The organism is Mycolicibacterium brumae (assembly GCF_025215495.1).
In the GTDB taxonomy this organism is placed as follows: domain Bacteria; phylum Actinomycetota; class Actinomycetes; order Mycobacteriales; family Mycobacteriaceae; genus Mycobacterium; species Mycobacterium brumae.
Genome location: NZ_CP104302.1, coordinates 846,991 through 871,962, shown reverse-complemented (window position 1 = coordinate 871,962; position 24,972 = coordinate 846,991). Strand labels below are relative to the sequence as shown.

The following is a 24,972-nucleotide window of genomic DNA, read 5'->3' as shown; positions in this document are numbered from 1 at the left end:
TGATTCCTTGACGCGTCACTGAACGCTTGTTTAACGTATTAAACATGCGTTCAGTCGATGATCTCACCGCCGCAGCCCGCATCCGCGACGCCGCGATCGACCAGTTTGGCCGGCACGGATTCGGCGTCGGCGTGCGGGCCATCGCGACCGCCGCCGGCGTCAGCCCCGGCCTGGTGAACCACCACTTCGGCTCCAAGGAGGGGCTCCGCGCGGCCTGCGACAACTACGTCATCGAGACCGTCCGGGCCGCCAAATCCGAGACCATGCAGACGCACGACCCCGCGGCGTGGCTGGCGGCCGTCGCCGAGATCGAAGAGTTCGCGCCGCTGACCGCCTACCTGGTCCGCAGCCTGCAGTCCGGCGGCGACCTCGCCCGCGCCATGTGGCGCCAGGTGATCGACAACGCCGAGCAGTACCTGGACGAAGGCGTCCGGTCCGGGACCATCAAACCCAGCCCCGACCCGAAGGCGCGGGCCAAGTTCCTGTCTATGGCCGGCGGCGGCGGGTTCCTGCTCTACATCCAGTTGCACGACGACCCCACCGACCTGCGCCGCGTGCTGCACGACTACGCCCAGGACATGATGCTGCCCGCATTGGAGCTCTACTCCAACGGCCTGCTCGCCGATTCCAGCATGTACGAAGCGTTCCTGGCCCGCCGTGAACAGGGCCTGCCCATCCCCACCCGTCCCGAGGAGCTCTGATGAACCAGCCGGACATCGACATTCGGGGTCTGACAAAGCGATTCGGGCGTACCCCGGCGCTCGATGGACTGAGCCTGTGCGTCGCGCCGGGCGAGGTGCACGGGTTCCTCGGCCCCAACGGCGCCGGAAAGTCCACCACCATCCGGATCCTGCTGGGCCTGGCCCGCGCCGACGGCGGCAATGTTCGCCTGCTCGGCGCGGATCCGTGGACCGACGCGGTGGCGCTGCACCGTCAGATCGCCTACGTGCCCGGGGATGTGACGCTGTGGCCCGCGTTGACCGGCGGCGAGATCATCGACCTGCTGGCGCGGATGCGCGGCGGTCTCGACGAACGCCGTCGCGCGGAGTTGACCGAACGCTTCGACCTCGATCCGCGCAAGCGGGCGCGCAGCTACTCGAAGGGCAATCGGCAAAAGGTCGCGCTGGTCTCGGCCTTCGCCTCGCACGCCCGGCTGCTGCTCCTCGATGAGCCCAGCACCGGACTGGACCCGTTGATGGAGAACGTTTTTCAGCAGTGCGTGGCCGAAGCGAAGCAGCGCGGGGTCACCGTGCTGCTGTCCAGTCACATCCTCGCCGAGACCGAGCGGCTGTGTGATCGGTTGACCATCATCCGGGCCGGCCGAACGGTGGAGACCGGATCGCTGGCGTCGCTGCGGCACCTGTCGCGCACATCCATCACCGCCGAGTTGCTGGCCGACCCCGGCGACCTGCGCCGGATCCCCGGCGTCCAGGACATTCGGTTCGAGGGCCCGGTGTTGCACGCCCAGGTCGACGGCAACGCACTCGGCGAGCTGGTCCGAGTGCTCGGTCAGGTCGGAGTGCGCAGCCTTGACAGCCGCCCCCCGACGCTGGAGGACCTGTTCCTGCGCCACTACGGGGCCGAGCCGGTGCGGGCATGACCGTCACCCTCGCCCCGTCTCCGCCCCCGCCGGTCGCGGCGGCGTCGAACTTCGCCGGAACCGGCAAGCTGTTGCGGCTGTGTCTGCGCCGCGACCGGATCATCGCGCCGCTATGGATCCTGATCCTCTCCGTTCCGCTGGCCAGCGTGTACGTCGGCAGCATCGCCGCGCTGTACCCGACGGAGGACGACCGGGCCGCGATGGCGGCGACCATCATGGCCAGCCCGGCCCAGCGCGCTATGTACGGCAACATTTACGCCGACAATCTCGGCGCGGTCGGACTGTGGAAGGCCGGCGCCTACACCCTCCTGCTGGCCGTCGCGGTCATCCTGACCGTCATTCGGCACACCCGCGCCGAGGAGGAGACCGGGCGCGCGGAGCTGATCGGCTCGACGGCGGTGGGCCGCTTCGCCGAGCTCACCGCTGCGCTGACGCTGGCCTACGGCGCTGCCCTGGCCACCGGGCTGATCGGCTTCTTGGCGCTGTTGACCACCGATATCCCCGCCGCCGGATCGCTGGCTTTCTGCCTGGGGCTGGTCGGCGCCGGACTGGTGTTCGGCGCCGTCGCGGCACTTGCCGCGCAGGTGACCACCTCGGCGAGAACCGCACGCGCCCTGTCCCTTTCACTGTTGGCGGCGGCCTTCACGTTGCGCGCCGCCGGCGATGTTTCCGCCGCCGACGGGTCCAGCGCGTTGTCCTGGCTGTCGCCGCTGGGCTGGTCGCTGCAGCTGCGCGCGTTCGCCGGGGACCGGTACTGGGTGTTCGCGCTGCACATGCTCGCCGGTGCGGTGCTGACCGGGCTGGCCTATCTGTTGTTGTCCCGCCGCGATGTCGGCGCCGGTCTGCTGCCCGAGCGGCCCGGTCCGGCTCGCGCCGGCGCCGGGCTCGGCGGTGTCTTCGGCCTCGGGTGGCGGGTCAACCGTGGTTCGGTGTTGTTGTGGACGGCCGGATTGTGCCTGTACGGCCTGATGATCGGTTCGGTGGCGCACGGCATCGGCGACGAGCTGGGAGACCAGGAAGCCGTCCACGACATCGTCACCCGCCTCGGCGGCACACCCGCTCTGGAATCGGCTTTCATCGCGGTCGCGTTCAGCATGATCGCGGTGCTCACCTCCGCTTTCGCCGTGTCGGTGACGCTGCGAGCACACCAGGATGAGATCAGCGGCCGTGCGGAGACGGTGCTGTCCGGCGCCGTGCCGCGAACCCGTTGGCTGGCAAGCTATCTCGCGATCGCACTCGCCGGCTCCGCGGTGGCGCTGATCTTCGCGGGCGCCATCGCGGGCGCGATCTACGCCGTCAGCGCAGGTGACATCGGCCTGGCGCCCTCCGTGATCGGCTCCGCGGCAGTCCAGCTCCCAGGGGTCTGGCTGCTCGCCGCGGTGACCGTGTTCCTGATCGGCCTCGCGCCCCGGTGCGCGCCGGCCGCCTGGGCGGTGCTGGTCGCCTTCGTCGCGCTGCACCTGCTCGGGTCCATCGGTGAATTCCCCTGGTGGGTAAAGGATCTAGAACCCTATTCGCACGCGCCGCTGGTCGGCGCCGGGCATTTCACCGGACAACCGCTGCTGTGGTTGCTGGTGATCGACGGCGCGCTGATCGCTGCGGGGGCAGCGGCTTTCCGTCGTCGCGACGTGAACTGTCAATAACGACAACCGTGAGGAGATCGAGATGATGCTACGAGTGTGGCTGTCCACCATCGGCGGCCTCGTCCTGCTGGGCGCCCTACTGTTCGGATCGGCCGGCACCCTGGACTATTGGCAGGGGTGGGCCGAGATCGCGGTGATGGTTGTGCTGTCACTGCCGTACACCTATTACCTGCTCGCCAAGGCGCCCGACGTGCTGGAGCGGCGGATGCACGCGGGCCCGCGGGCCGAGACCCGACCGGCCCAGAAGGTCGCGGTGGGTGTGCTGCAGCTCAGTTTCCTGGCGATCATCGTCGTCGGCGGGCTGGACCGGCGCTTCGGCTGGTCGCATATGCCGACCTGGTTGTGCGTCGTCGGGCTGGCGGTGACGGCGATCGCACTGTGGCTGACGATGTGGGTGGTGGTGCAGAACGTCTGGGCGGCGGCGACCATTCGGGTCGAAGGCGGCCAGGAACTGGTGACCACCGGGCTCTACGGCGTGGTGCGCCACCCGATGTACAGCGGCTCGCTGGCGATGGCCGCGGGGATGGCGTTGGGACTGGGGTCCTACTGGGCGCTGCTGCTCCTCGTGCCGTTGTTCGGCTCGCTGGTCGCCCGGATTCTGGATGAGGAGTCGATGCTGCGCGAGGATCTCCCCGGATACGACGCGTACACGACCCAGACCCGTTCCCGGCTGATCCCGGCGATTTGGTGAGGCTAGAACTCATGATTTGGTGACGCCAGAACTCATACTGAGACCGTGGAAGCGTTGCTGACCGGCCTGGGACTGTCGACGGCCGCCGGGTTGAATGCCTATATCCCGCTGCTGATGGTCGGGTTGCTGGCCCGATTCACCGATGTCGTCACGTTGCCGGCGGGCTGGAACTGGCTGCAGAACGGCTGGGTGCTGATCATCGTCGCGGTGCTGCTGGTGTTCGAGGTCGTCGCCGACAAGATCCCGGTGCTCGACTCCATCAACGACACCATTCAGACGGTGGTCCGGCCCGCGTCCGGCGGCATCGTGTTCGGTTCGGGGACCGCCGCGCAGACCGACGCCATCGCCGACCCGGGCCAATGGGCACAGTCCGGCGGTTGGGTCCCGGTGCTGGCCGGTGTGTTGATCGCGCTGACGGTGTCGCTGGCGAAATCGGCGGTCCGCCCGGCGGCCAACGTCGCCACCGCCGGGGTGGCCGCCCCGGTGCTGTCCACCGCGGAGGACATCACCAGTTTCGGATTGGTTCTGGTGGCGCTGTTGCTGCCGGTGCTCGTGCTGGTTCTGCTCGCCGTGATGGCGTGGTGGGCGTGGAAGCTGTGGCGCCGGATCAAGACCCGCAAGCGCGAACCCGCGCCGTACTCACCGCCGACGGACGTGCCGCCGGACTGGCACGAACCGACGCCGCGCTAGATCGCCAGCAAAGCCGGAGCCTGCGGAGGCTTTGCGCAGCGGGTCTAGCGCATGTATCCCGCTAGATCCAGATGCCCTTGCCGACGGCCACCACGCCGCCGGAGCTGACCGAGAAGCGGTCCCGATCGCGTTCCAGATCCACCCCGACCATCTCGCCGGGGCCGACGACGACGTTCTTGTCCAGGATCGCGTGGCGGACCACCGCGCCGCGGCCCACCCGCACACCGGGCATCAGCACACTGCCTTCGACGATCGCGCCGTCCTCGACGGTGACGTTGCTGGAAAGCACCGAGTTGCGGACCGAGGCCGCCGAGACGATGCTGCCGGCGCCCACCACCGACTCCAGCGCCGCGCCGCCGTTGACGAACTTCGCCGGGGCCAGGTTCTCCGAGCCGCCGCGGATCGGCCAGCGACGGTTGTACAGGTTGAACACCGGGTGCACCGACACCAGATCCATGTGCGCGTCGTAGAACGCGTCGAGCGTTCCGACGTCACGCCAGTAGCCGTGGTCGCGTTCGGTCGCGCCGGGCACCTGGTTGTCGTTGAAGTCGTAGACGTCGGCCATGTTCTGCGAAACCATCCGCGGGATGATGTCGCCGCCCATGTCGTGATCGGAATGGTCGTCTTCGGCGTCGGCCTTGATCGCGTCGACCAGCACGCTGGTGGTGAACACGTAGTTGCCCATCGAGACGTACGTCGACTCCGGGTCGTCGGCGCATCCCGGCGGGTCGGCCGGCTTCTCCACGAACTCGCGGATCTTGCCGTTGGCGTCGGCGTCGATGCAGCCGAACGCGTGCGCCTCATTGCGCGGCACCCGGATGCCCGCGACGGTGGCGCCGGCGCCGCTGTCGATGTGCTGCTGCACCATCTGCGACGGGTCCATCCGGTACACGTGGTCGGCGCCGAAAATGACGATGTAGTCGGGGTCCTCGTCGTAGATGAGGTTCATCGACTGGTAGATCGCGTCCGCCGATCCGGTGTACCAGCGCGGGCCGAGCCGCTGCTGCGCCGGGACCGGGGTGATGTACTCACCGGCCAGGCCCGACAGTCGCCAGTTCTGCGAGATGTGGCGGTCCAGTGAATGCGACTTGTATTGCGTGAGAACGCAGATCCGCAAGTAGCGGGCGTTCACCAGGTTCGACAGCACGAAGTCGATCAACCGGTATCCACCGCCGAACGGAACTGCCGGCTTGGCGCGGTCGGCCGTCAACGGGTAAAGGCGCTTGCCCTCTCCGCCGGCGAGAACAATTCCCAGCACATGTGCTGCTTCCCTCATGCGCCCTAACCTATCGGCCGATGGCGGATGCGGCCAGGCATTGCGACGATTGATGGGTTATTGCCGTAATCCACCGGTTGTGACAACCCGCGGTGTCGGGCGCCGGGTTCGGCTACCGTCTGCAGGTATGCGCGTGGCGATGATGACAAGGGAATATCCACCGGAGGTCTACGGCGGCGCCGGAGTCCACGTCACCGAGCTGGTGGCCCAATTACGCAAGCTCTGCGAGGTCGACGTGCACTGCATGGGCGCGCCTCGCGACACCGCCTTTGTGCACCAACCGGATCCCGCGCTGGCCGGCGCCAACGCGGCGATCTCGACGCTGTCGGCGGACCTGGTGATGGCCAACGCCGCCGGCGACGCGAACGTCGTGCACTCGCACACCTGGTACGCGGGGATGGCCGGGCACCTGGCCTCGCTGCTCTACGGCGTCCCGCACGTGGTCACCGCGCACTCGCTGGAGCCGATGCGGCCGTGGAAGGCCGAGCAGCTCGGCGGCGGGTACCGCATCTCGTCGTGGGTGGAGCAGACCGCGATGGAGGCCGCCGCCGCGGTGATCGCCGTCAGTTCCGGCATGCGCGACGACGTGCTGTCGGTGTACCCGGGGCTCGACCCGGACCGGGTGCACGTGGTCAAGAACGGCATCGACACCTCGGTGTGGCATCCGGTCGAGGTGGGATCCACCTCGGTGCTCTCCGACCTCGGCGTCGACCCGAGCAAGCCGATCGTGTCGTTCGTCGGACGGATCACCCGGCAGAAGGGCGTCAAGCACCTGGTCGCCGCGGCGCATCAGTTCGCGCCCGAGGTGCAGCTGGTGCTGTGCGCCGGCGCGCCGGACACCCCGGAGATCGCCGCGGAGATGACTCAGGCCGTGGCCGGCCTGCAGGAAGCCCGCAGCGGGGTGTTCTGGGTGCAGGAGATGCTGCCGATGCCCAAGGTGCGCGAGATCCTGTCCGCGTCAGCGGTGTTCGTCTGCCCGTCGGTGTACGAGCCGCTGGGCATCGTGAACCTGGAGGCGATGGCCTGCGGGACCGCGGTGGTCGCCTCGGCCGTCGGCGGTATCCCCGAGGTCGTCGACGACGGCGTCACCGGCACGCTGGTGCGGTACACCCCCGAGGATGTGGAAACGTTCGAGGCCGGTCTGGCCGAAGGGGTCAATGCCCTGGTCGCCGACGCGGATCGGGCCGCGGCCTACGGATCGGCCGGGCGGCAGCGTTGCATCGACGAGTTCTCCTGGGCTCGGATCGCCGAGCAGACCCTGGAGATCTACAACTCGCTGGTTTAGCTGGTGACCCCCGCGCCGTTCAATGGCGCGGGGCCCACGGCGCTGAGGCTGGGTCTTAGCTTGTGACCCCGCGCAACTCCTCGCCCAGGGCAGCGGCTTCGGCCGGGGTCAGCTCGACGACCAGGCGTCCGCCGCCCTCCAGTGGTACCCGCATCACGATGCCGCGCCCTTCTTTGGTCGCTTCCAGCGGACCATCACCAGTACGGGGCTTCATCGCCGCCATCGAGCACTCCCTCCGGTTTCGGGCCGGACCGCCTTCGCGGCCCGTGGCCTTCTTCGGCCCTCTATTGTTCCCTATCGGCGTGGGCAGGTGTGAATTGACCACCCGTGCGCCGCGTATTCATCCGCCGACGAGCGCCGAACGCGATTCCACGCAGCCTGACCGCGCACGGCGGACGCGTGACCGTCGCATCGATCCGCGCCAGTGACCTCAGGCCGGGCAACAGCCCGCATCACCGCCCGCCAGTGACCTGAGGCCGGGCAAACAGCCCGCACCATCGCTTGCCAGTGACGTCAGGCCGGAATCAATCGACGCCAGTGACTGGAGGCCGAAATACCGGCGTCTCGCCGCCCTGCGGTAACTGGCACGAGGCGCCGCCTAGAACTCCGTCGAACAACTCGCCAGGTGGTCATCGACCATCCCGGTGGCCTGCATCAGCGCGTACGCGGTGGTGGGGCCGACGAACCGGAAGCCACGGCGTTTGAGCTCCTTGGCCATCGCGGTGGATTCCGGTGTGACCGCGGGTATGTCGGCCAACCGCGCCGGTCGCGGCCGGGCCGGCGGCGCGAACGACCACAGCAGTTCGGTCAGGTCGACGTCCAGGTCGCAGACCGCGCGGGCATTGTTGATGGTCGCTTCGATCTTGGCCCGGTTCCGCACGATGCCGGCGTCCGCGAGCAACCTTGCGACGTCGTCGTCGCCGAAGGCGGCCACCGTCTCCGCGTCGAAGCGCGCGAACGCGGACCGGAAGTTCTCCCGCTTGCGCAGGATGGTCAGCCAGGACAATCCGCTCTGGAAGGACTCCAGGGCGATCTTCTCGAACAGCGCGGTGCGTCCGCGCACCGGCCGGCCCCACTCCTGGTCGTGGTAGTCCAGGTAGATCTGCGGGCCATCGGCGACCCAGTCGCACCGAACCGGTTCGACGGCCGTCATTCGGGCGCCTCGTCGGGCGCGGATCCCGCCCGGACGCCGGCCGCGGAGTCCTCGGGTGCCTCGTGCTCGCCGTGCGGAGGCGGTTCCACCTCGATCCCCGCCAGGGCCCGCGTCGTCGCCAATTCGCCACGCAGTGAGTCGATCTCGGCGGCCAGCCGGTCCAGAACCCAGTCGACCTCACTGGTCCGGTACCCGCGCAGCACCTGCGCGAACTTCACCGAATCGACGTCGTCGCCGGTTACGCCGCTGGCCGGCAGCATGGTGGCCGTCGTCCCGCGGGGTAGCGGAGGCAGTTGCTCGCCGCGCCCGAACAGGACGCTGGCCAACACGAACAGGATTCCGGCGACGATCACCAACACAACCAGGTAGAGCAGGACCAGAGTCACGCCTCCGATCCTGCCACGCTCAGCGCAGGGTGTTCATCGGCGGCCGGTCGGCCAGCGACACGTCGTTGACGCGTGGGGTGAAGGTGTCGCCGTCGGCGAAGAACTGGGTCAGCCCGACACCGGAGTCGTCGATGCCGCACCGCGACAGCAGGGTCGCGATCACCTGCCGGCTCATCACGGCCAGCTCGGTCAGCGGCCGGTTGCGGTGCACCCGGACGCCGAGGTTGACCTGCGCGATCGAGCTGATGCCCAACCGGTCGTAGGCGTCGATCAGCAACCCGACCTCGACGCCGTAGCGCGGCGCGAACGGCACCGCGGTCAGCAGTTCGCGGGTGCCCGCGTACTCCCCGCCCAGCGGCTGCAGGATCAATCCGAGTTCGGGCCGCAGCGCGGTGAGCAGCGGACGCGCCACCAGTTCGGTGACCCGACCGCCGCCGCTGGCGTCCTCGCTGCCGCTGATCTTCAGCGGCCGCCGGTAGTAGCCCTTGACCAGGTGGATGTTGTCGCCGGTCAGGATCGGGCCCAGCAGTTTCGGCACGAACATGGGGTCCGGGTCGATCAGGTCGGAGTCCACGAACACGATGATGTCGCCGGTGGTGGCGGCCAGCGAGCGCCACAGCACCTCGCCCTTGCCGGGCGCGGTGGGGACCTCCGGCAGCGCCCGCTCGCGGCTGACCACCCGGGCGCCCGCGGCAACCGCGCGGATCTCGGTGTCGTCGGTGGAGCCGGAGTCCATCACGATCAGCTCGTCGACGAGCCCGCCGAGCATCGGCTTGATGGAGTCCACCACGGAGGCGACGGTGTCCTCCTCGTTGAGCGCGGGCAGCACCACCGACACGGTCCGGCCGGCCTTGGCGGCGGTCAGTTCGTCCACGGTCCACCGCGGGCGGTTCCAGCTGTGGGTGTTGACCCAGCGCTCGGCGCCTTCGTCGAGGTGGAACTTATCGGCTGATGCCGTGGTCATGCCAAACCCCTCACCGTCCGGGCGGGCGGGCGCCGCCCCTGGATCGACGCGACCATCTCCAGCACGCGTCGGGTGGGCGCCACCTGATGCACCCGGAACATCCGGGCCCCGTCGGCCGCCGCCAGCGCGGTGGCGGCCAGGGTGCCCTCCAGGCGTTCGGTGAGTTCCACACCAAGAGTCTCGCCGACGAAATCCTTGTTGCTCAGCGCCATCAGGACCGGCCACCCGGTGTTTACAAGATCTTTCAGGTGACGCAACAAAGCGAGGCTGTGGTGGGAGTTCTTGCCGAAGTCATGGGTGGGGTCGACCAGGATCGCGTCCCGGTGGACGCCGAGGGACACCGCGTGCTCCGCGGCGGCGACGACCTCGGCGACCACGGATTCGACGACGCCAGTGCCGGCGGTCCCGTAGTTGACCCGGAACGGGCGGGTGCGCGGGGTCGCGCCGCCGGTGTGCGAGCAGACCAGCCCCGCGCCGAACTCGGCGGCGACCTCGGGCAGCCCCGGGTCCGCGCCGGCCCAGGTGTCGTTGATCAGATCCGCTCCGGCCGCGCAGGCCAGTTTGGCGACGTCGGCGCGCCAGGTGTCGACGCTGATCAGTTGCTCCGGGTAGGCCGCGCGCAGCCACTCGATGAACGGCACCACCCGGGCGGTCTCCTCGTCGGGCCCGACGAACTGCCCGGGCCCCGCCTTGACCCCGCCGATGTCGATGACGTCGGCGCCGTCGGCCACGGCACGGTGCACGGCGTTCTTGGCGGCTTCGTCGGTGAAGGTCGCGCCGCGGTCGAAGAACGAGTCCGGCGTGCGGTTGACGATCGCCATGATCAGGGCCCGGTCAGCGGCGACCGGTTTGCCCAGGAACTGCCCGTCGACTGCCACGCCTACCAGGCTACGAGACCAGCGCCCGCTACGGCTTGGGGCTGGCCCCGGTCGCCACCTCTTCGGGGTAGGCGTCGTGGAACGGGATGTAGCCCTCGCGGCGTCCGCCGAGCACGTACAGCGGATCGGACACCTCGGGACCGTAGGCCTGGTCGCGCAGGTCGACCTTGCGGCTCTTGAAGGTGGAGGTGGCTTCCAGCGAATCCACGATCCGGATGAACAGCGGCATCGCGTAGCTCGGCAGCTTGGAGTAGCAGGTCTCCGACAACTCGATGCCGTCGAAGTTCTCCCCGTCGCGCAGCTTGATCGCGGCCATCCCGGCCCGGCCGCCGGTGTTGGGCACCTCGACGCCGAACACCGTGCACTCCTGCACCTGCGGATCCGAGGACAGCGCGGCCTCGACCTCGGTGGTGGCGACGTTCTCGCCCTTCCAGCGGAAGGTGTCACCGAGCCGATCGCCGAACGCGGCGTGGCCCATCCCCTGCGGACGCATCACATCGCCGGTGTTGAACCAGACGTCGCCGTCCTTGAACGCGTTGCGGATCAGTTTCTTCTCGCTGGCGGCCTTGTCGGTGTAGCCGTCGAACGGCGAGAGCCGGTTGACCGGGCTGATCAGCAGGCCGGGCTGGCCGGCGGGCACCTTGCGCAGCCGTCCCGACTCGTCGCGGATGGGGTCGCCGGTCTCCACGTCGTACTCGACGTAGGCCAGCGGGAACCAGCTGAATCCGGTGGTCTTGTCAATGTTGAACATGTTGATGAACGCGGCGTTGCCCTCGCTGGCGGCGTAGAACTCGCAGATCCGCTCGATGCCGAACCGCTCGGCGAACTCGTCCCACAGGTCCGGGCGCAGGCCGTTGCCGGCGATGACCCGGACCTTGTGCGCGCGATCGGTGGGCTTGGGCGGCTGGTTGACCAGGTACCGGCACAGTTCGCCGATGTAGAGGAAGGCGGTGGCGTCGTAGCCGATGACCTCGTCCCAGAACCGGGACGCGGAGAACTTCTCCCCCAGCGCCAGCGCCGAGCCGGAGTTCATCGCCGAGCTGATCCCGACGGTCAGCGCGTTGTTGTGGTACAGCGGCAGGCAGCAGTACAGCACGTCGTCGGGGCGCAGTCGCAGGCCGATGCCGCCGAATCCGGCCAGCGCCTTGAGCCAGCGGGCGTGCGTCATCACGCTGGCCTTCGGATTGCCGGTGGTGCCCGAGGTGAAGATGTAGAACGCGGGGTCGCAGGCCTGCACCTCCGACGCCGACGACGGGTTGCCGACGGGCCGGCCCTCGGCGAGCTTGTCGAAGTCCGAAACGGTCATCAGGACGTCCTCGGGCAGCTGCACCCCGCACTCGGCGATGTGCTCGACCAGGTCGGATTCGCTGACAATCAGCTTGGCGTCGAGCAGGCCGATGCTGTGCGCCAGCACGTCACCGCGCTGATGGAAGTTCACCATGCCGGCCACCGCGCCACGTTTGACGGTGGCCAGCATCAGGAAGATGGTGTGCGGCGCGTTGCGGGTCAGGATGCCGACGACGTCGCCCCTGCCCACCCCGCGCTCGGCCAGCACGTCGGCGTACCGGTTGGCCACGGCGTTGACCTGCGCATAGGTCCACTGCTGATCGCCGAACTTCAGGAACACCCGGTCGGAGTATTTGCGCGCCCGATCCTGGAACACCTTGCCGATCGAGGTCTTCGAGGTCGGCAGCACCGGCAGGCCGGTGGCGATCCCGCGGACGATCGCCGGGAGGTCGCGTGCCACACCGGGCAGCTGGCGCAGCAGATCGCGGGCACTGACGGTCGAGCGGGAATCAGACGCAGGCATGCCGCACAGCCTAACTAGCGCGGCGCGCCACCCGGTACCGACGGTCCCGGGGCGCACATGCCCAGCGCGGTCTCGACGTCCCGAGCGACCGGCAGCAGCTTCATCGCCGACGGCGCGACGTACCCGGAGTCGACCAGCCCGTCCAGCCAGCGCAGCAGCCCGTCGTAGTGGCCGGACGGATCCAGCAGCACCACCGGTTTGCTGTGCATGCCGAGGTAGCCGGCGGTCCAGGTCTCGAACATCTCCTCCAGCGTGCCGATGCCGCCGGGCAGCGTGATGAACGCGTCCGCCCGGTCCTCCATGAGCTGCTTGCGCTGCCGCATGGTGTCGGTGACCAGCAGCTCGTCGGCGTCGACGTCGGCGACCTCGCGGTGCACCAGCGCCTTCGGGATCACCCCGACGGTGTGTCCGCCGCGGGCCCGGGCGCCGCCGGCCACCGCGCCCATCGCCGAGACGTTGCCGCCCCCGGAGATCAGGCTCCAGCCGCGTTCGGCGATGCCGCGCCCGACGGCGTCGGCCAGCGCCAGCAACTCCGGGTCCATCGGGCCCGACGCGCAGTACACGCACACCGACCAACTCATAGTCATGCGCTCGCTCCTCCTCAGGGCTCGTCCCTCGCCCCGCATCGTCGACTCGCGGACCTCATGCGCTCAGGTACTTCCGCAGCATGTCCGTGCCCTCGGTGATCAACGAGGTCTGCACCCGCTCGTCGCGGCGGTGGGCCAGGTTGGGGTCGCCGGGGCCGAAGTTCACCGCGGGGATGCCGAGTGCGGCGAACCGGGACACGTCGGTCCAGCCGTACTTGGCCCGCACCGCGCCGCCGGCGGCGGCCACCAGCGCGGCCGCGGCCGGCTGGTGCAATCCGGGCAGCGCGCCCGCGGCCCGGTCGGTCAACTCCGCGGTGACATCCAGGCCGTCGAACACCTCGACGACGTGCGCGAACGCCTGCTCCACCGAGCGGTCCGGGGCGAACCGGAAGTTGACGGTGACCGACGCGGCGTCGGGGATGACGTTGCCGGCCACCCCGCCGTCGACCCGGACCGCGGACAGACCCTCCCGGTACACGCAGCCGTCGATGTCGACGCTGCGCGGCTGATAGTCGGCCAGCCGCGCCAGCACCGGCGCGAGTTTGTGAATCGCGTTGTCGCCCATCCAGGATCGGGCCGAGTGCGCGCGGGTGCCCGCCGTCGAGACCACGACGCGGATGGTGCCCTGGCAGCCGGCCTCGATGTAGCCGCCGGTCGGTTCGCCGAGGATCGCGACGTCGGCGGCCAGCCAGTCCGGCAACTCGGATTCGATGCGGCCCAGGCTGTTGAACTCCGCTTCGATCTCCTCGCAGTCGTAGAAGATCAGCGTCAGGTCGTGGGCGGGTTCGGCGATGGTGGCGGCCAGGTGCAGGAACACCGCGTCACCCGCCTTCATGTCGGAGGTCCCGCAGCCGTAGAGGAAGTCCCCGTCGTAATGGCTGGGCAGGTTGTCGGCGATCGGCACGGTGTCCAGGTGCCCGGCCAGCAGCACCCGACTGCTGCGGCCCCGGTTGGTGCGGGCCAGCACCGAGTTCCCGGTGCGCAGGATCTCGAAGCCGGTGGTCTGCGCGCGCAGCGCGGCTTCCACCTCGTCGGCGATCCGCTGTTCGTCGCGGGAAACGCTGGGGATGTCGACCAGCGCCGCGGTCAGGGCGATCGGGTCACCGTGTAAGTCCAACACCCATCCAGATTAGTGCGCGCAGGCGCCACCGCCGTGCCCAGTCGCGAGAAGCGGCCATCCGATAACCTGACCAGCGTGACTGGAGCTTGTGGCATTGGAGTGGCGACGCTGGCCGCCGACGGATCCGTTCTCGACACCTGGTTTCCCAACCCGCTGCTGGGCGAGTTCGGCGAACCGGGCACCACGATTCTGACCGGCGACGACGCTCCCCCGGATCTCGCGGCGCTGGCCGGCGACGACGAGGACCGCGAGGTGCGGACCGTCGTCGTGCGAACCGTCATCGACGACCTGTCCGAGCCCGCGGTCGACGCGCACGACGTCTATCTGCGGCTGCACCTGCTGTCGCACACGCTGGTCGCCCCGCACGGGCTCAACGCCAACGGCTTCTTCGGTCTGCTGACCAACGTGGTGTGGACCAACTTCGGACCGTGCCGGATCGAGGGTTTCGAGAACACCCGCGCCCGGCTCCGCCGCCGCGGCCAGGTCACCGTCTACGGGGTGGACAAGTTCCCGCGGTTGGTCGACTACGTGCTGCCCAAGGGTGTGCGCATCGCCGACGCCGACCGGGCCCGCCTCGGCGCGCACCTGGCGCCGGGGACGACGGTCATGCACGAGGGCTTCGTGAACTTCAACGCCGGCACGCTGGGCACCTCGATGGTGGAGGGTCGCATCTCGGCGGGCGTGGTGGTCGGCGACGGCTCCGATATCGGTGGCGGCGCGTCGATCATGGGGACGCTGTCCGGCGGTGGCGCCGAGGTGATCTCGCTGGGCGAGCGCTGCCTGCTCGGCGCGAACTCCGGTCTGGGTATCTCGCTGGGCGATGACTGTGTGGTGGAGGCCGGGTTGTATGTCACCGCCGGCACCAAGGTGACCCTCGGCGATGGCCGCACAGTGAAGGCCCGTGAGCTCTCCGGCGGCAACAACCTGCTGTTCCGGCGCAATTCGGTGTCCGGCGCGGTCGAGGTGGTCTCCCGCGACAGCCACGGCATCGCCCTCAACGAGGACCTGCACGCCAACTAACGCGGTTCTTTTCAACGCGCGGCGAGCACGCAGAACTCGTTGCCCTCCGGGTCGGCGAGCACCACCCAGCTCTGTTCGCCTTGCCCGACGTCGACGTGCCGCGCGCCGAGCGCGATCAGCCGGTCGACCTCGGCCTGCTGGTCATCGGGCACGAAGTCGAAGTGGACGCGGTTCTTCACCGTCTTGGCCTCGGGCACCGCGATGAATGTCCACAGCGGCGCGCCGACATCCGGCGGGCGCACCACGTGCATATCGTCCTCGACGTCGGCCGGCCATCCCAGCGCGGCCGACCACCAGGCGGCCAGCGCCTCGGGATCGGCGGCGTCGACGCAGAATTCGGAGAACCTCAGCGTCACTTCGCGCCTCCTGCCAGTTGCCTCTTGAGCACCTTGCCCATCGCATTGCGCGGAAGAGTGTCGACCTTGCGCACCTCGCGCGGCCGCTTGTGCGCCGAAAGCTGCTGGGCGACATAGTCGATCAGCTCCGCCTCGTCGGCGTCCCCGACGACGTAGGCGACGATCCGTTGGCCGAGGTCCTCGTCGTCGACGCCGACGACGGCCGCCTCGGCAACGCCCGGATGCCCCAGCAGCGCGGTTTCGATCTCCCCGGCCCCGACCCGGTAGCCGCCGGTCTTGATCAGGTCGACCGACTCGCGGCCGACGATGCGGTGCATGCCGTCGGCGCCGATGACGGCGACGTCGCCGGTGCGGTACCACCCGTCGTCGAATGCTTCCTCGGTCGCATCAGGGCGGCCGAGGTAGCCGCCGAACACCATCGGACCCCGAACCTCAAGGCGGCCAATGGTTTCCCCGTCGTGCGGCGCCAGGGTTCCGTCCTCGCCGACCAACCGGGTCGACACGCCGTCCAGCGGTGTGCCCACCCAGCCCGGGCGGCGTTCGCCGTCGACGGTGGTGGACAGCGTGATCAGCGATTCGGTGCTGCCGTAGCGCTCGATCGGGGCGTGGCCGGTCAGCTCCCGCAGCCGTTCGAAGACCGGAGTCGGCAGGGCCGCGGACCCGGAGATCAGCAGCCGGGCGCCGCGCAGCGCGCTGGCGGCTTCCGGGTTCGCGGCAATCCGCGACCACACCGTCGGCACCCCGAAGTACATCGTCCCGCCCGCGGTCGCGTACGCCTCCGGGGTGGGCTTTCCGGTGTGGCAGAACCGGTTTCCGATCCGCAGCGACCCGAGCAGACCCAGCACCAAGCCGTGCACGTGGAACAACGGCAGGCCGTGCACCAGGGTGTCGTCGGCCGTCCACGCCCAGGCCTTGGCCAGCGCGTCGATATCGGCGGCGATCTGGGCGCGGCGCACCGGAACACCCTTGGGCGCGCCGGTGGTGCCCGAGGTGTAGATGATCAGCGCGACGGCGTCCGGATCGGGTTCGCGGTAGCGGTGCCAGGACCGGGCGTGGACGCGCACCGGGACGACGGGCAGGGTGTCGTCGCCGGGGGCGCCCAGCCAGGCCACGGCCCCGGAGTCGCCGAGGATGTGCGCGCGTTCGGCCGCGCCAACATCGGAGGGCACCGGGATCACCGGAACCCCGGCGATCAGGGCGCCGACGATCGCCAGCACGGTGCTGACGGTCGGTTCGGCGAGAACCGCGACCCGCGGCAGACCGGCGACCCGCTCGGCCACCGAGGTGGCCGCGCCGACCAGATCGCTTCGGCTCAGTGTCGTGCCGTCGATGGTGACAGCGTCGGACCGGTCGCCTCCGGCGGCCACCGCGGCCGGGTTCAGGGATGCCAGCAGCACTTGCCCGACGCTACTCGCCGGCTACCTCTTCTCGGCCAGGGCCCGCAGGAAGAAGGTCAGGTTGGCCGGACGCTCGGCGAGCCGCCGGACGAAGTAGCCGTACCACTCGGTGCCGTAGGGGATGTAAACCCGCACATGCGAACCGACGTTGACCAACCGCTGTTGCTCGCTCTCCCGGATGCCGTAGAGCATCTGGTACTCGAAATCGTCTGTGCCCCGGTTGTACTGGGCGGCCAGACCGGGAACGGCGGCGATGATCACCGGGTCGTGCGAGGCGATCATCGGGTAGCCGGAGCCGGCCATCAGGGTGCGAAGGCAGTCCAGGTAGTTGGCCGTCACCTGCTCCGGCTCGCGGTAGGCGACCGAGGCGGGCTCATCGTAGGCGCCCTTGCACAGCCGGATCCGCGCGCCGGAGGCGGCGAACTCCTCGCAGTCGGCGTGGGTGCGCTTGAGGTAGGCCTGCAGCACCGTGCCGACCCAGTCCCATTCGGTGCGCAGTTGGCGCACGATGCCCAGGGTGGAATCGGTGGTGGTGTGGTCCTCGGCGTCGACGGTGACCCAGACTCCGACCTCGGCGGCTCGCTCGCAGATGCGCCGGGCGTTGTCGAGGGCGATCTTCTCTCCGTCGCCGGGCAGCGCCTGGCCCAGTGCCGACAGTTTCAGCGACACTTCCATCGGCTTCGGCGACTCCTCGGCCGGGAACCAGCCGGCGAACGCCTCCAACAACTGCAGGTAAGCCTCCACCGTGGCGGTGGCCTGCGCCGGGTCGGTGGTGTCCTCCCCGAGGTAGTCGACGGTGGCGAAGCAGCCACCGGCGCGCAGATCCACCACGGCGCCGACGGCGTCGGAGGTCCGCTCACCGGGAACGAACCGCGACACCACCTTGCGGGTGACGGGAACCTTTTCCGACACTTGCCGCAGCCGGGCGGACCGGCTGGCGGCCAGGATCGCCGGGCGTGCGACGGAGAACAGGCCGGCCATCAGGCGCCCTGATGCGGGTAGATGTGGTTGCGCGGCGGGACCAGGGTCTCCTTGATGGAGCGCGCGGAGGTCCAGCGGAGCATGTTCAGCGCGGAGCCGGCCTTGTCGTTGGTGCCCGAGGCCCGCGATCCTCCGAACGGCTGCTGTCCGATGACTGCGCCGCTGGGCTTGTCGTTGATGTAGAAGTTGCCGGCGGCGAAGCGCAAGGCCTGCGACGCCTGCTCCACCGCGAACCGGTCGGTCGCGACGATCGACCCGGTCAGGGCGTACTTCGAGCCGGTGTCCACCAGCGAGAGGATGTCGGCGAACTTGTCGTCGGGGTAGACGTGCAGCGCCAGGATCGGGCCGAAGTACTCGGTGGAGAACTCTTCACCGGTGGGGTCTTCGGACAGCAGCACGGTCGGCCGGACAAAGTAGCCGACGCTGTCGTCGTACCCGCCGCCGGCGGCGATGGTGACCCCGGGCGCGGACTTGGCGCGCTCGATGGCGGCGACCTGCTTGGCGTAGGAGCGCGAATCGATAACCGCGCCACCGAAATTGGACAGGTCGGTCACGTCACCGTAGGTCAGCGCCTCGACGTCGGCGAGGAAGCCCTCACCCATCTCGTTCCACACCGAAGCCGGGATGAACGCCCGCGAGGCCGCCGAACACTTCTGGCCCTGGTAGTCGAAGGCGCCGCGGATCAGCAGGGTGCGCAGCACATCCGGCTGGGCACTGGCGTGCGCGACGACGAAGTCCTTGCCGCCGGTCTCGCCGACCAGCCGCGGGTAGGCGTCGTAGTTGTTGATGTTCTCGCCGACCTGACGCCACAGGTGCTGGAAGACGTTGGTGGAGCCGGTGAAGTGGATGCCGGCCAGCCGCGGGTCGTTCATCACGACCTCGGAGACCGCCAGCCCGTCGCCGGTGACCAGGTTGATCACGCCCGGCGGCAGGCCCGCCTCTTCGAGCAGCTGCATGAACAGGTAGGCCGCGAAGTTCTGGGTGATGGACGGCTTCCACACCACGGTGTTGCCCATGATGGCCGGCGCGGTCGGCAGGTTGCCGGCGATGGCGGTGAAGTTGAACGGGGTGATCGCGTAGATGAAGCCGTCCAGCGGGCGGTAGTCGGTGCGGTTCCACACGCCGCGGGAGTTGACCGGCTGGGTGGCCATGATCTCGCGGGCGAACGCCACGTTGTAGCGCAGGAAGTCGATCAGCTCGCAGGGGGTGTCGATCTCGGCCTGGTAGGCGGTCTTGGACTGTCCGAGCATGGTGGCCGCGGCGAGCTTCTCCCGCCACGGTCCGGCCAGCAGGTCGGCGGCGCGCAGGAACACCGCGGCGCGCTCGTCGAACGGCAGGTTGGCCCAGTCGTTGCGGGCGGCCATCGCGGCGTCGACGGCGGCGTTGGCCTCGAAGTGCCCGGCGTTGGTCACGGTGCCCAGCACGTGCGCGTGGTTGTGCGGTTGCACGACGTCGATGCGGGCGCCGTCACCCATCGCGTGCTTGCCGCCGATGACGTGCGGCAGATCGATCGGCGAGCTCTGCAGGTCGGCCAGCGCCGCCTCCAGGCGCGCGCGTTCCGGGGTGTTCGGGGCGTATTCGTGGACCGGCTCGTTGACCGGCGCGGGTACCTGGGTGATCGCGTCCATGCCGATCAGCCTTCCGTAGTCGCGCGCCGCTTTGTTTAGCCGATACGCCAATGTCATTGACATCGACTAGTAGGATCGGACAATATGCGGGTGAGTGGTGTGGCCCTCGCGCAATTGCTGCAGGCTCTGGACTCCACCCTGGTCAGCGTGGTGCGCGCACCCCGGGGTCTGGACCTGCCGGTCGCCTCCGCCGCGCTGATCGACTCCGACGACGTCCGGCTGGGGCTGGCCCGCTCCGCCGAGTCCGCCGACGTCTTCTTCCTCGTCGGCGTCGCCGGCGCCGACGCGCTGGGCTGGCTCGACGGGCAAGCCGCCACCCGCGTTCCGACCGCCATCTTCGTCAAGGAACCGCCACCGGAGCTGGTGGCCCGCGCGGGGGCGCTCGGCGCGGCCGTCGTCGCCGTCGAGCCGCAGGCCCGCTGGGAGCGGCTGTACCTGTTCGTCAACCATGTCTTCGACCATCACTCCAACCCGGCCGACCCGCGCTACGACTCGGGCACGGACCTGTTCGCGCTGGCCCAGTCCATCGCCGATCGCACCCACGGCATGGTCACCGTCGAAGACGCGCAGTCCCACGTGCTGGCCTACTCGGCGTCCGGGGACGGCGCCGACGAGCTGCGCCGGCTGTCGATCCTGGGCCGGGCCGGGCCGCCCGAGCATCTGCGGTGGCTGTCGCAGTGGGGCATCTTCGCGGCCGTGCGCACCGAGGGCGAGGTGGTGCACGTCGACGAACGCCCGGAACTCGGGCTGCGGCCGAGGCGAGCCGTGGGAATCCTGCATCCCTCCCCCGACGCGCGCCGGGCCCCTCGGTATGACGGCACCATCTGGGTGCAACAGGGTGACCGGGCGTTGGCCGACGACACCGACGACACCCTGCGGGGCGCCTCGGTGCTGGCAGCCCGGATCATGGCCCGACTGGCCGCCGCGCCGTCCACCCACACCGTGCGCGTCCAGGAGCTCTTGGGATTGCGCGAAACACCGGACCCCGCTGAGACGCTGGCCCGAGAGCTCGGCATCCCGGCGGACGGCCCCGGCACGGTGGTCGGCCTGCAGAGCGCCACCGCCCACCCTCGCCTCGGTGACATTCTCGCGTTGAGCGCCAACGCTTTTCATCGCGATGCTCAGGTGGCCGCCCAGGACTCGCGGGTGTACGTGCTCATTCCCGGCGCCACCAAAGGGGTGGCCGTCACGTCGTGGGCGCGCGGGGTGGTTCACGCGATGCGCGCCGAACTGGACCTGGACCTGCGCGCCGTCACCGGCGCGGTGGCGAATATGGACGGCGTGGCCGCGGCGCGGGCGGACATCGACCGGGTGCTCGACAGCGCGAGCCGCCATCCCGAGCAGATCGAGCGGGTGACCTCGCTCGCAGCGGCCCGCACCACCGTCATTCTCGACGAGATCGTCAGCTGGGTGGCCGCCAATCCGCGGCTGGCGGACCCGCGGTTGGCCAAACTCGGCGCGATGCTGACCGAGACCCTGCGGGTTTATCTGGACGCGTTCGGGGAGGTGGCGACCGCCGCCGAGCGGCTGCACGTGCATCCGAACACCGTGCGCTACCGGGTGCGGCGAATCGCGAAGCTGCTGGGCGCCTCCCTCGACGATCCGGAGACGCGGCTGTTGCTGGCGCTGAGCCTCCGAGCGGCCGGTTAGCAAGGCTCAGCGGAGCTTGCCGAGCTGAGTCGAAGCTGGACCGGCCCGTCCAACACCGTCAGGCCAGGCGTTTGACGGCGGCGTCGATGGCGTCGTCGGTCGCGGTCAGCGCGACCCGGACGTGCTGGGCGCCCTTGGGCCCGTAGAACTCCCCCGGCGCGACCAGGATCCCGCGATCGGCCAGCCAGCTGACGGTGTCGCGGCAGGGTTCGCCGCGGGTGGCCCACAGGTAGAGCCCGGCCTCGGAGTTGTCGATGGCAAAGCCCGCGTGGCGCAGCGCCGGCAGCAGCTTGCGGCGCCGGCGGGCGTACCGCTCGCGCTGGATCGCCTCATGCCCGTCGTCGTCGAGGGCGGCGATCATGGCGGCCTGCACCGGGGTCGGCACGATCATCCCGGCGTGCTTGCGCACCGCCAGCAGTTCGGCCACCAGCCACGGGTCACCGGCGACGAATCCGGCCCGGTAGCCGGCCAGCGACGAGGTCTTGGACAGCGAGTGGATGGCCAGCAGCCCGGTGTGGTCGTCGTCGCAGACCGCCGGGTGCAGCACCGACAGCGGCTGGGCGTCCCAGGCCAGGCCCAGGTAGCACTCGTCGGAGGCGACGATGACGCCGCGCTCGCGAGCCCAGCCGACCACCTTGCGCAGATGCTCGACGCCGAGCACCCTGCCGGTCGGGTTCGACGGCGAGTTCAGGTAGATCAGCGACGGCCGTCGCGGGCCGATCTGGGTCAGCGAATCGGCGGCGGTCACCTGCGCGCCGGCCAGCCGGGCGCCCACGTCGTAGGTCGGGTAGGCCAACTCGGGGATGACGACGAGGTCGCCGGCGTCGAGTCCGAGCAGGGTGGGCAGCCAGGCGATGAGCTCCTTGGTGCCGATCACCGGAAGCACGGCGTGTTCCGGCAGGCCGGTGATGCCGTAGCGGCGGCGCAGCGAGCCGATGATCGACGCGCGCAGCGCCGGGGCGCCGGCGGTGGCCGGGTAGCCGGGCTCGCCGGCGGCGGCGGTCAGTGCCTGCTGGATGACCGGCGCCACCGGATCGACCGGGGTGCCGACGGACAGGTCGACGATGCCCTCGGGATGCGCGCGAGCGGTGTCGGCGGCCTCGGCGAGGGTGTCCCACGGGAACACCGGCAGCCGAGACGACACCCGCCGGGAGTGCGCCCGATCCGGGTTCGGCGCGCTCACTCGCCGCGGGGGTCCAGCGACTTGATGAAGGCCGGATCGTGTTCGGTCTGACCGACCTTGGCCGCGCCACCCGGTGAACCGAGTTCGTCGAAGAAATCGGCGTTGGCCTGGGTGTACTCGGTCCACTCGTCGGGCACATCGTCCTCGTAGAAGATGGCCTCCACCGGGCAGACCGGTTCGCAGGCGCCGCAGTCCACGCATTCGTCGGGGTGAATGTAGAGCATCCGCGCGCCTTCATAGATGCAGTCGACGGGGCATTCCTCAATGCATGCCTTGTCCATCACGTCGACGCACGGTTCGGCGATCACGTATGTCACTGAACTCTCCTCGGGCCGTACTGCGCTGGCGTACTGCGGGGCCGCTGTCCGCGGGAGGAATTGCGGCCGCCCATCAGTATCCCCGGCCGATTCCTGACCGCCAACACAGTGTGCCCTAACTTCAGCCGCTTCGGTCGGGTCGGTTGCACGGTACCGCCGGTATCGCATAACGTTCGGGCTGTGACCGGTGTCTATCCGAAGCTGTTGTCCCCGTTGGACCTCGGCTTCACCACGCTGCGCAACCGCGTGGTGATGGGCTCCATGCACACCGGGCTGGAAGACCGCGCCCGTGACACCGGCCGGCTGGCCGAATATTTCGCCGAACGGGCTCGCGGCGGCGTCGGGCTGATCATCACCGGCGGATACGCGCCGAACCGCACCGGTTGGCTGTTGCCGTTCGCCGCCGAGATGACCACCGGCGCCGACGCCCGCAGGCACCGACGGATCACCTCCGCCGTGCACGACGGCGGAGCGAAGATCCTGCTGCAGGTGCTGCACGCCGGCCGCTACGCCTATCACCCGCTGTCGGTGAGCGCCTCGGCGATCAAGGCCCCGATCAACCCGTTCCGGCCGCGCGCGCTGTCGGATCGCGGTGTCGTGAAGACGATCGACGACTTCGTGCGCTGCGCGTTGCTGGCCCGCGAGGCCGGCTACGACGGCGTCGAGATCATGGGCAGCGAGGGTTACCTGCTCAATCAGTTCCTCTCCCCGGCCACCAACAAGCGCACCGACCGCTGGGGCGGATCCCCGAGGCACCGCCGCCGGCTGCCGGTGGAGATCGTGCGCCGCACCCGCGAGGCCGTCGGCCCGGATTTCATCATCGACTACCGGCTGTCGATGGCCGACTACGTGGAGAACGGCCAGAGTTGGCAGGAGATTCTGGCGCTGGCCTCGGAGGCGCAGGACGCCGGGGCGACGCTGATCAACTCCGGTTTCGGCTGGCACGAGGCCCGGGTCCCGACGATCGTCACCTCGGTGCCCTCGGGCGCCTTCGTCGACATCTCCAGCGCGGTGGCCGAGCACGTGGACATCCCGGTGGTCGCGTCCAACCGGATCAACATGCCCGAGGCGGCCGAGCAGATCCTGGAAGACACTCACGTGCAATTGATTTCGATGGCGCGCCCGATGCTGTCGGATCCGGACTGGGTCAATAAGGCCGCCGCCGACACCGCCGACGAGATCAACACCTGCATCGCCTGCAATCAGGCCTGCCTGGATCACGCGTTCGTGCACAAGAAGGTGTCGTGCCTGCTGAACCCGCGGGCCGGACGCGAGACCTCGCTGGTGCTTGAGCCGACCCGCGCGGCGCGCTCGGTGGCCGTGGTGGGCGCCGGGCCGGCCGGGCTGGCAGCGGCGGTCAGCGCGGCGTCGCGTGGACACCGGGTGACCCTGTTCGACGCCAACGAGTTCATCGGCGGCCAGTTCGATTTGGCGCGAAGGATTCCCGGCAAGGAGGAGTTCGCCGAGACCATCCGCTACTACACGACGATGCTGAACAAGCACGCTGTGGATGTGCGGCTGGGCTCGCGGGTGGGCGCCGAGGAGCTGACGACTTTCGACGACGTGGTGTTGGCCACCGGGGTGACGCCGCGGCTGCCGTCCATCCCGGGCGTCGACCACCCGATGGTGCTGACCTATCCGGAGGCGATCTACGGGACCAGGCCGGTGGGCGCGCGAGTGGCGGTGATCGGGGCCGGCGGCATCGGGTTCGACGTCACGGAATTGCTGACCACCGACGAGTCGCCGACATTGAATCTCAAGGAGTGGAAGGCGGAATGGGGGGTGGCCGACCCCGCCGAGGCGCGCGGCGCGCTGACCAAACCGTTGCCCGCGCCGCCGGCCCGCGAGGTGTACCTGCTGCAGCGAACCGCCGGCCGGCAGGGAACCAAGCTGGGCAAGACCTCCGGCTGGGTGCACCGGGCATCGGTGAAAGCCAAAGGTGTGCAACAGCTTTCCGGGGTGAACTACGAGCGCATCGATGACTCCGGACTGCACATCAGCTTCGGCGAGAAGCATTCGCGGCCGACGCTGCTGGAGGTCGACAACGTGGTGATCTGTGCCGGGCAGGATTCGGTCCGCGACCTGGAGGACGAACTGCGCGCCCGCGGGATACGTCCGCACGTGATCGGCGGCGCCGCGCTGGCCGCGGAGTTGGACGCCAAGCGCGCGATCAAGCAGGGCACGGAACTGGCCGCGTCGCTGTAGTAGCCGGGGTACGACGCTGTCGGCGCGGGGGCACGGCGCTGTCGACGCCGGGCACCCCCTATCGACGTCGAGGCACGCCGCTGTCGACGCCAGCGAATCAACGCCCTCGCGATGCCAGCGAATCAACGCCGCCTCGGCACCGGTGATGCGAC

The 24,972-nt window shown here is 69.5% G+C and carries 24 protein-coding genes; 9 read left to right on the top strand and 15 right to left on the bottom strand.

Annotated elements, in window-relative coordinates; all coding sequences use genetic code 11:
• The first annotated feature begins 44 nt into the window (after positions 1–44).
• Genes L2Z93_RS04520 through L2Z93_RS04500 form a run of 5 tightly spaced genes read left to right on the top strand, consistent with a single transcriptional unit; the run spans position 45 to position 4,624 of the window.
• A complete protein-coding gene (locus tag L2Z93_RS04520; protein ID WP_090589328.1) occupies positions 45–701 on the top strand; it encodes a TetR/AcrR family transcriptional regulator in 657 nt (218 codons plus the stop codon).
• Positions 701–1,600 carry an ABC transporter ATP-binding protein gene (locus tag L2Z93_RS04515; protein ID WP_090589327.1) on the top strand — a complete coding sequence of 300 codons (900 nt, stop codon included), beginning with the start codon at positions 701–703 and terminating at the stop codon, positions 1,598–1,600. Before L2Z93_RS04520 ends, L2Z93_RS04515 begins: the two co-directional genes overlap by 1 nt.
• Positions 1,597–3,243: an ABC transporter permease gene (locus L2Z93_RS04510; RefSeq protein ID WP_090589326.1), complete on the top strand. Its 1,647-nt coding sequence runs from the start codon at positions 1,597–1,599 to the stop codon at positions 3,241–3,243. The genes L2Z93_RS04515 and L2Z93_RS04510 overlap by 4 nt, the downstream gene beginning before the upstream one ends.
• A 22-nt stretch (positions 3,244–3,265) precedes the next feature.
• Positions 3,266–3,934, top strand: coding sequence for a methyltransferase family protein (locus L2Z93_RS04505; protein ID WP_090589325.1), 669 nt, complete (start codon positions 3,266–3,268; stop codon positions 3,932–3,934).
• A gap of 45 nt (positions 3,935–3,979) precedes the next feature.
• The gene (locus L2Z93_RS04500) at positions 3,980–4,624 is read left to right on the top strand and encodes a DUF4126 domain-containing protein (RefSeq protein ID WP_234786155.1); all 645 of its coding nucleotides are present in this window, start codon (positions 3,980–3,982) and stop codon (positions 4,622–4,624) included.
• Positions 4,625–4,685: 61 nt separating this feature from the next.
• Here the strand turns inward: L2Z93_RS04500 and glgC are convergent, their stop codons facing one another.
• Positions 4,686–5,900, bottom strand: a complete 1,215-nt coding sequence (gene glgC / locus L2Z93_RS04495) for a glucose-1-phosphate adenylyltransferase (RefSeq protein ID WP_090589324.1) — start codon at positions 5,898–5,900, stop codon at positions 4,686–4,688.
• A gap of 127 nt (positions 5,901–6,027) precedes the next feature.
• Between glgC and glgA the strand changes: the two genes are divergently transcribed.
• Entirely contained in the window at positions 6,028–7,185 is a 1,158-nt protein-coding gene (glgA, locus tag L2Z93_RS04490) for a glycogen synthase (RefSeq protein ID WP_090589323.1), read from the top strand.
• A 55-nt stretch (positions 7,186–7,240) separates the two neighbouring features.
• Here the strand turns inward: glgA and L2Z93_RS04485 are convergent, their stop codons facing one another.
• The 8 genes from L2Z93_RS04485 to dapE all read right to left on the bottom strand — a co-directional run bounded on the left by L2Z93_RS04485 (position 7,241) and on the right by dapE (position 14,083).
• The gene (locus tag L2Z93_RS04485) at positions 7,241–7,408 is read right to left on the bottom strand and encodes a DUF3117 domain-containing protein (RefSeq protein WP_162561930.1); all 168 of its coding nucleotides are present in this window, start codon (positions 7,406–7,408) and stop codon (positions 7,241–7,243) included.
• Positions 7,409–7,783: 375 nt separating this feature from the next.
• Complete coding sequence (locus L2Z93_RS04480; protein WP_090589322.1) at positions 7,784–8,338, bottom strand: DNA-3-methyladenine glycosylase I; 555 nt, start codon at positions 8,336–8,338, stop codon at positions 7,784–7,786.
• Positions 8,335–8,724, bottom strand: coding sequence for a DivIVA domain-containing protein (locus L2Z93_RS04475; RefSeq protein WP_090589321.1), 390 nt, complete (start codon positions 8,722–8,724; stop codon positions 8,335–8,337). Before L2Z93_RS04475 ends, L2Z93_RS04480 begins: the two co-directional genes overlap by 4 nt.
• A gap of 19 nt (positions 8,725–8,743) precedes the next feature.
• Positions 8,744–9,688, bottom strand: coding sequence for a glucosyl-3-phosphoglycerate synthase (locus L2Z93_RS04470; RefSeq protein ID WP_090589320.1), 945 nt, complete (start codon positions 9,686–9,688; stop codon positions 8,744–8,746).
• The gene (folP, locus tag L2Z93_RS04465; RefSeq protein WP_090589378.1) at positions 9,685–10,509 is read right to left on the bottom strand and encodes a dihydropteroate synthase; all 825 of its coding nucleotides are present in this window, start codon (positions 10,507–10,509) and stop codon (positions 9,685–9,687) included. Before folP ends, L2Z93_RS04470 begins: the two co-directional genes overlap by 4 nt.
• 85 nt (positions 10,510–10,594) lie before the next feature.
• The gene (gene fadD6, locus L2Z93_RS04460; RefSeq protein WP_090589319.1) at positions 10,595–12,376 is read right to left on the bottom strand and encodes a long-chain-acyl-CoA synthetase FadD6; all 1,782 of its coding nucleotides are present in this window, start codon (positions 12,374–12,376) and stop codon (positions 10,595–10,597) included.
• A gap of 14 nt (positions 12,377–12,390) precedes the next feature.
• Positions 12,391–12,963, bottom strand: coding sequence for a cytokinin riboside 5'-monophosphate phosphoribohydrolase (locus L2Z93_RS04455; RefSeq protein WP_090589318.1), 573 nt, complete (start codon positions 12,961–12,963; stop codon positions 12,391–12,393).
• A gap of 55 nt (positions 12,964–13,018) precedes the next feature.
• Positions 13,019–14,083, bottom strand: a complete 1,065-nt coding sequence (gene dapE / locus L2Z93_RS04450) for a succinyl-diaminopimelate desuccinylase (protein WP_090589317.1) — start codon at positions 14,081–14,083, stop codon at positions 13,019–13,021.
• Between the two features lie 66 nt (positions 14,084–14,149).
• On the opposite strand from dapE, the gene dapD reads away from it, so the two are divergent.
• On the top strand, positions 14,150–15,103 hold the full coding sequence (gene dapD, locus L2Z93_RS04445) for a 2,3,4,5-tetrahydropyridine-2,6-dicarboxylate N-succinyltransferase (protein ID WP_090589376.1): 954 nt from the start codon (positions 14,150–14,152) through the stop codon (positions 15,101–15,103).
• 11 nt (positions 15,104–15,114) lie between these two features.
• Here the strand turns inward: dapD and L2Z93_RS04440 are convergent, their stop codons facing one another.
• From L2Z93_RS04440 to pruA, 4 genes are read right to left on the bottom strand one after another with little or no spacing between them, the layout of a single operon-like run.
• Positions 15,115–15,459: a VOC family protein gene (locus L2Z93_RS04440; protein WP_090589316.1), complete on the bottom strand. Its 345-nt coding sequence runs from the start codon at positions 15,457–15,459 to the stop codon at positions 15,115–15,117.
• Positions 15,456–16,856, bottom strand: a complete 1,401-nt coding sequence (locus L2Z93_RS04435; RefSeq protein ID WP_090589315.1) for an acyl-CoA synthetase — start codon at positions 16,854–16,856, stop codon at positions 15,456–15,458. The genes L2Z93_RS04440 and L2Z93_RS04435 overlap by 4 nt, the downstream gene beginning before the upstream one ends.
• A gap of 21 nt (positions 16,857–16,877) precedes the next feature.
• Entirely contained in the window at positions 16,878–17,837 is a 960-nt protein-coding gene (locus tag L2Z93_RS04430; protein ID WP_090589314.1) for a proline dehydrogenase family protein, read from the bottom strand.
• Positions 17,837–19,465 carry an L-glutamate gamma-semialdehyde dehydrogenase gene (gene pruA, locus L2Z93_RS04425; protein WP_090589313.1) on the bottom strand — a complete coding sequence of 543 codons (1,629 nt, stop codon included), beginning with the start codon at positions 19,463–19,465 and terminating at the stop codon, positions 17,837–17,839. The genes L2Z93_RS04430 and pruA overlap by 1 nt, the downstream gene beginning before the upstream one ends.
• Positions 19,466–19,549: 84 nt before the next feature.
• Between pruA and L2Z93_RS04420 the strand changes: the two genes are divergently transcribed.
• Positions 19,550–21,115, top strand: coding sequence for a PucR family transcriptional regulator (locus tag L2Z93_RS04420; protein WP_090589312.1), 1,566 nt, complete (start codon positions 19,550–19,552; stop codon positions 21,113–21,115).
• A 58-nt stretch (positions 21,116–21,173) separates the two neighbouring features.
• Here the strand turns inward: L2Z93_RS04420 and dapC are convergent, their stop codons facing one another.
• Entirely contained in the window at positions 21,174–22,259 is a 1,086-nt protein-coding gene (dapC, locus tag L2Z93_RS04415) for a succinyldiaminopimelate transaminase (protein WP_193438872.1), read from the bottom strand.
• 35 nt (positions 22,260–22,294) lie between these two features.
• A complete protein-coding gene (gene fdxA / locus L2Z93_RS04410) occupies positions 22,295–22,615 on the bottom strand; it encodes a ferredoxin (protein ID WP_090589310.1) in 321 nt (106 codons plus the stop codon).
• 180 nt (positions 22,616–22,795) lie between these two features.
• Between fdxA and L2Z93_RS04405 the strand changes: the two genes are divergently transcribed.
• The gene (locus tag L2Z93_RS04405) at positions 22,796–24,820 is read left to right on the top strand and encodes an NADPH-dependent 2,4-dienoyl-CoA reductase (RefSeq protein WP_090589309.1); all 2,025 of its coding nucleotides are present in this window, start codon (positions 22,796–22,798) and stop codon (positions 24,818–24,820) included.
• Positions 24,821–24,972: the final 152 nt, after the last annotated feature.

What these genes read in the sequence shown, in the direction of transcription:
- L2Z93_RS04520 (WP_090589328.1), top strand. Translation starts at nt 45, where the DNA reads ATGCGTTCAGTCGATGATCTCACCGCCGCAGCCCGCATCCGCGACGCC.
- L2Z93_RS04515 (WP_090589327.1), top strand. Translation starts at nt 701, where the DNA reads ATGAACCAGCCGGACATCGACATTCGGGGTCTGACAAAGCGATTCGGG.
- L2Z93_RS04510 (WP_090589326.1), top strand. Translation starts at nt 1,597, where the DNA reads ATGACCGTCACCCTCGCCCCGTCTCCGCCCCCGCCGGTCGCGGCGGCG.
- L2Z93_RS04505 (WP_090589325.1), top strand. Translation starts at nt 3,266, where the DNA reads ATGATGCTACGAGTGTGGCTGTCCACCATCGGCGGCCTCGTCCTGCTG.
- glgC (WP_090589324.1), bottom strand. Translation starts at nt 5,900, where the DNA reads ATGAGGGAAGCAGCACATGTGCTGGGAATTGTTCTCGCCGGCGGAGAG.
- glgA (WP_090589323.1), top strand. Translation starts at nt 6,028, where the DNA reads ATGCGCGTGGCGATGATGACAAGGGAATATCCACCGGAGGTCTACGGC.
- L2Z93_RS04485 (WP_162561930.1), bottom strand. Translation starts at nt 7,408, where the DNA reads ATGGCGGCGATGAAGCCCCGTACTGGTGATGGTCCGCTGGAAGCGACC.
- L2Z93_RS04480 (WP_090589322.1), bottom strand. Translation starts at nt 8,338, where the DNA reads ATGACGGCCGTCGAACCGGTTCGGTGCGACTGGGTCGCCGATGGCCCG.
- L2Z93_RS04470 (WP_090589320.1), bottom strand. Translation starts at nt 9,688, where the DNA reads ATGACCACGGCATCAGCCGATAAGTTCCACCTCGACGAAGGCGCCGAG.
- folP (WP_090589378.1), bottom strand. Translation starts at nt 10,509, where the DNA reads ATGGCGATCGTCAACCGCACGCCGGACTCGTTCTTCGACCGCGGCGCG.
- fadD6 (WP_090589319.1), bottom strand. Translation starts at nt 12,376, where the DNA reads ATGCCTGCGTCTGATTCCCGCTCGACCGTCAGTGCCCGCGATCTGCTG.
- L2Z93_RS04455 (WP_090589318.1), bottom strand. Translation starts at nt 12,963, where the DNA reads ATGACTATGAGTTGGTCGGTGTGCGTGTACTGCGCGTCGGGCCCGATG.
- L2Z93_RS04430 (WP_090589314.1), bottom strand. Translation starts at nt 17,837, where the DNA reads ATGGCCGGCCTGTTCTCCGTCGCACGCCCGGCGATCCTGGCCGCCAGC.
- pruA (WP_090589313.1), bottom strand. Translation starts at nt 19,465, where the DNA reads ATGGACGCGATCACCCAGGTACCCGCGCCGGTCAACGAGCCGGTCCAC.
- L2Z93_RS04420 (WP_090589312.1), top strand. Translation starts at nt 19,550, where the DNA reads ATGCGGGTGAGTGGTGTGGCCCTCGCGCAATTGCTGCAGGCTCTGGAC.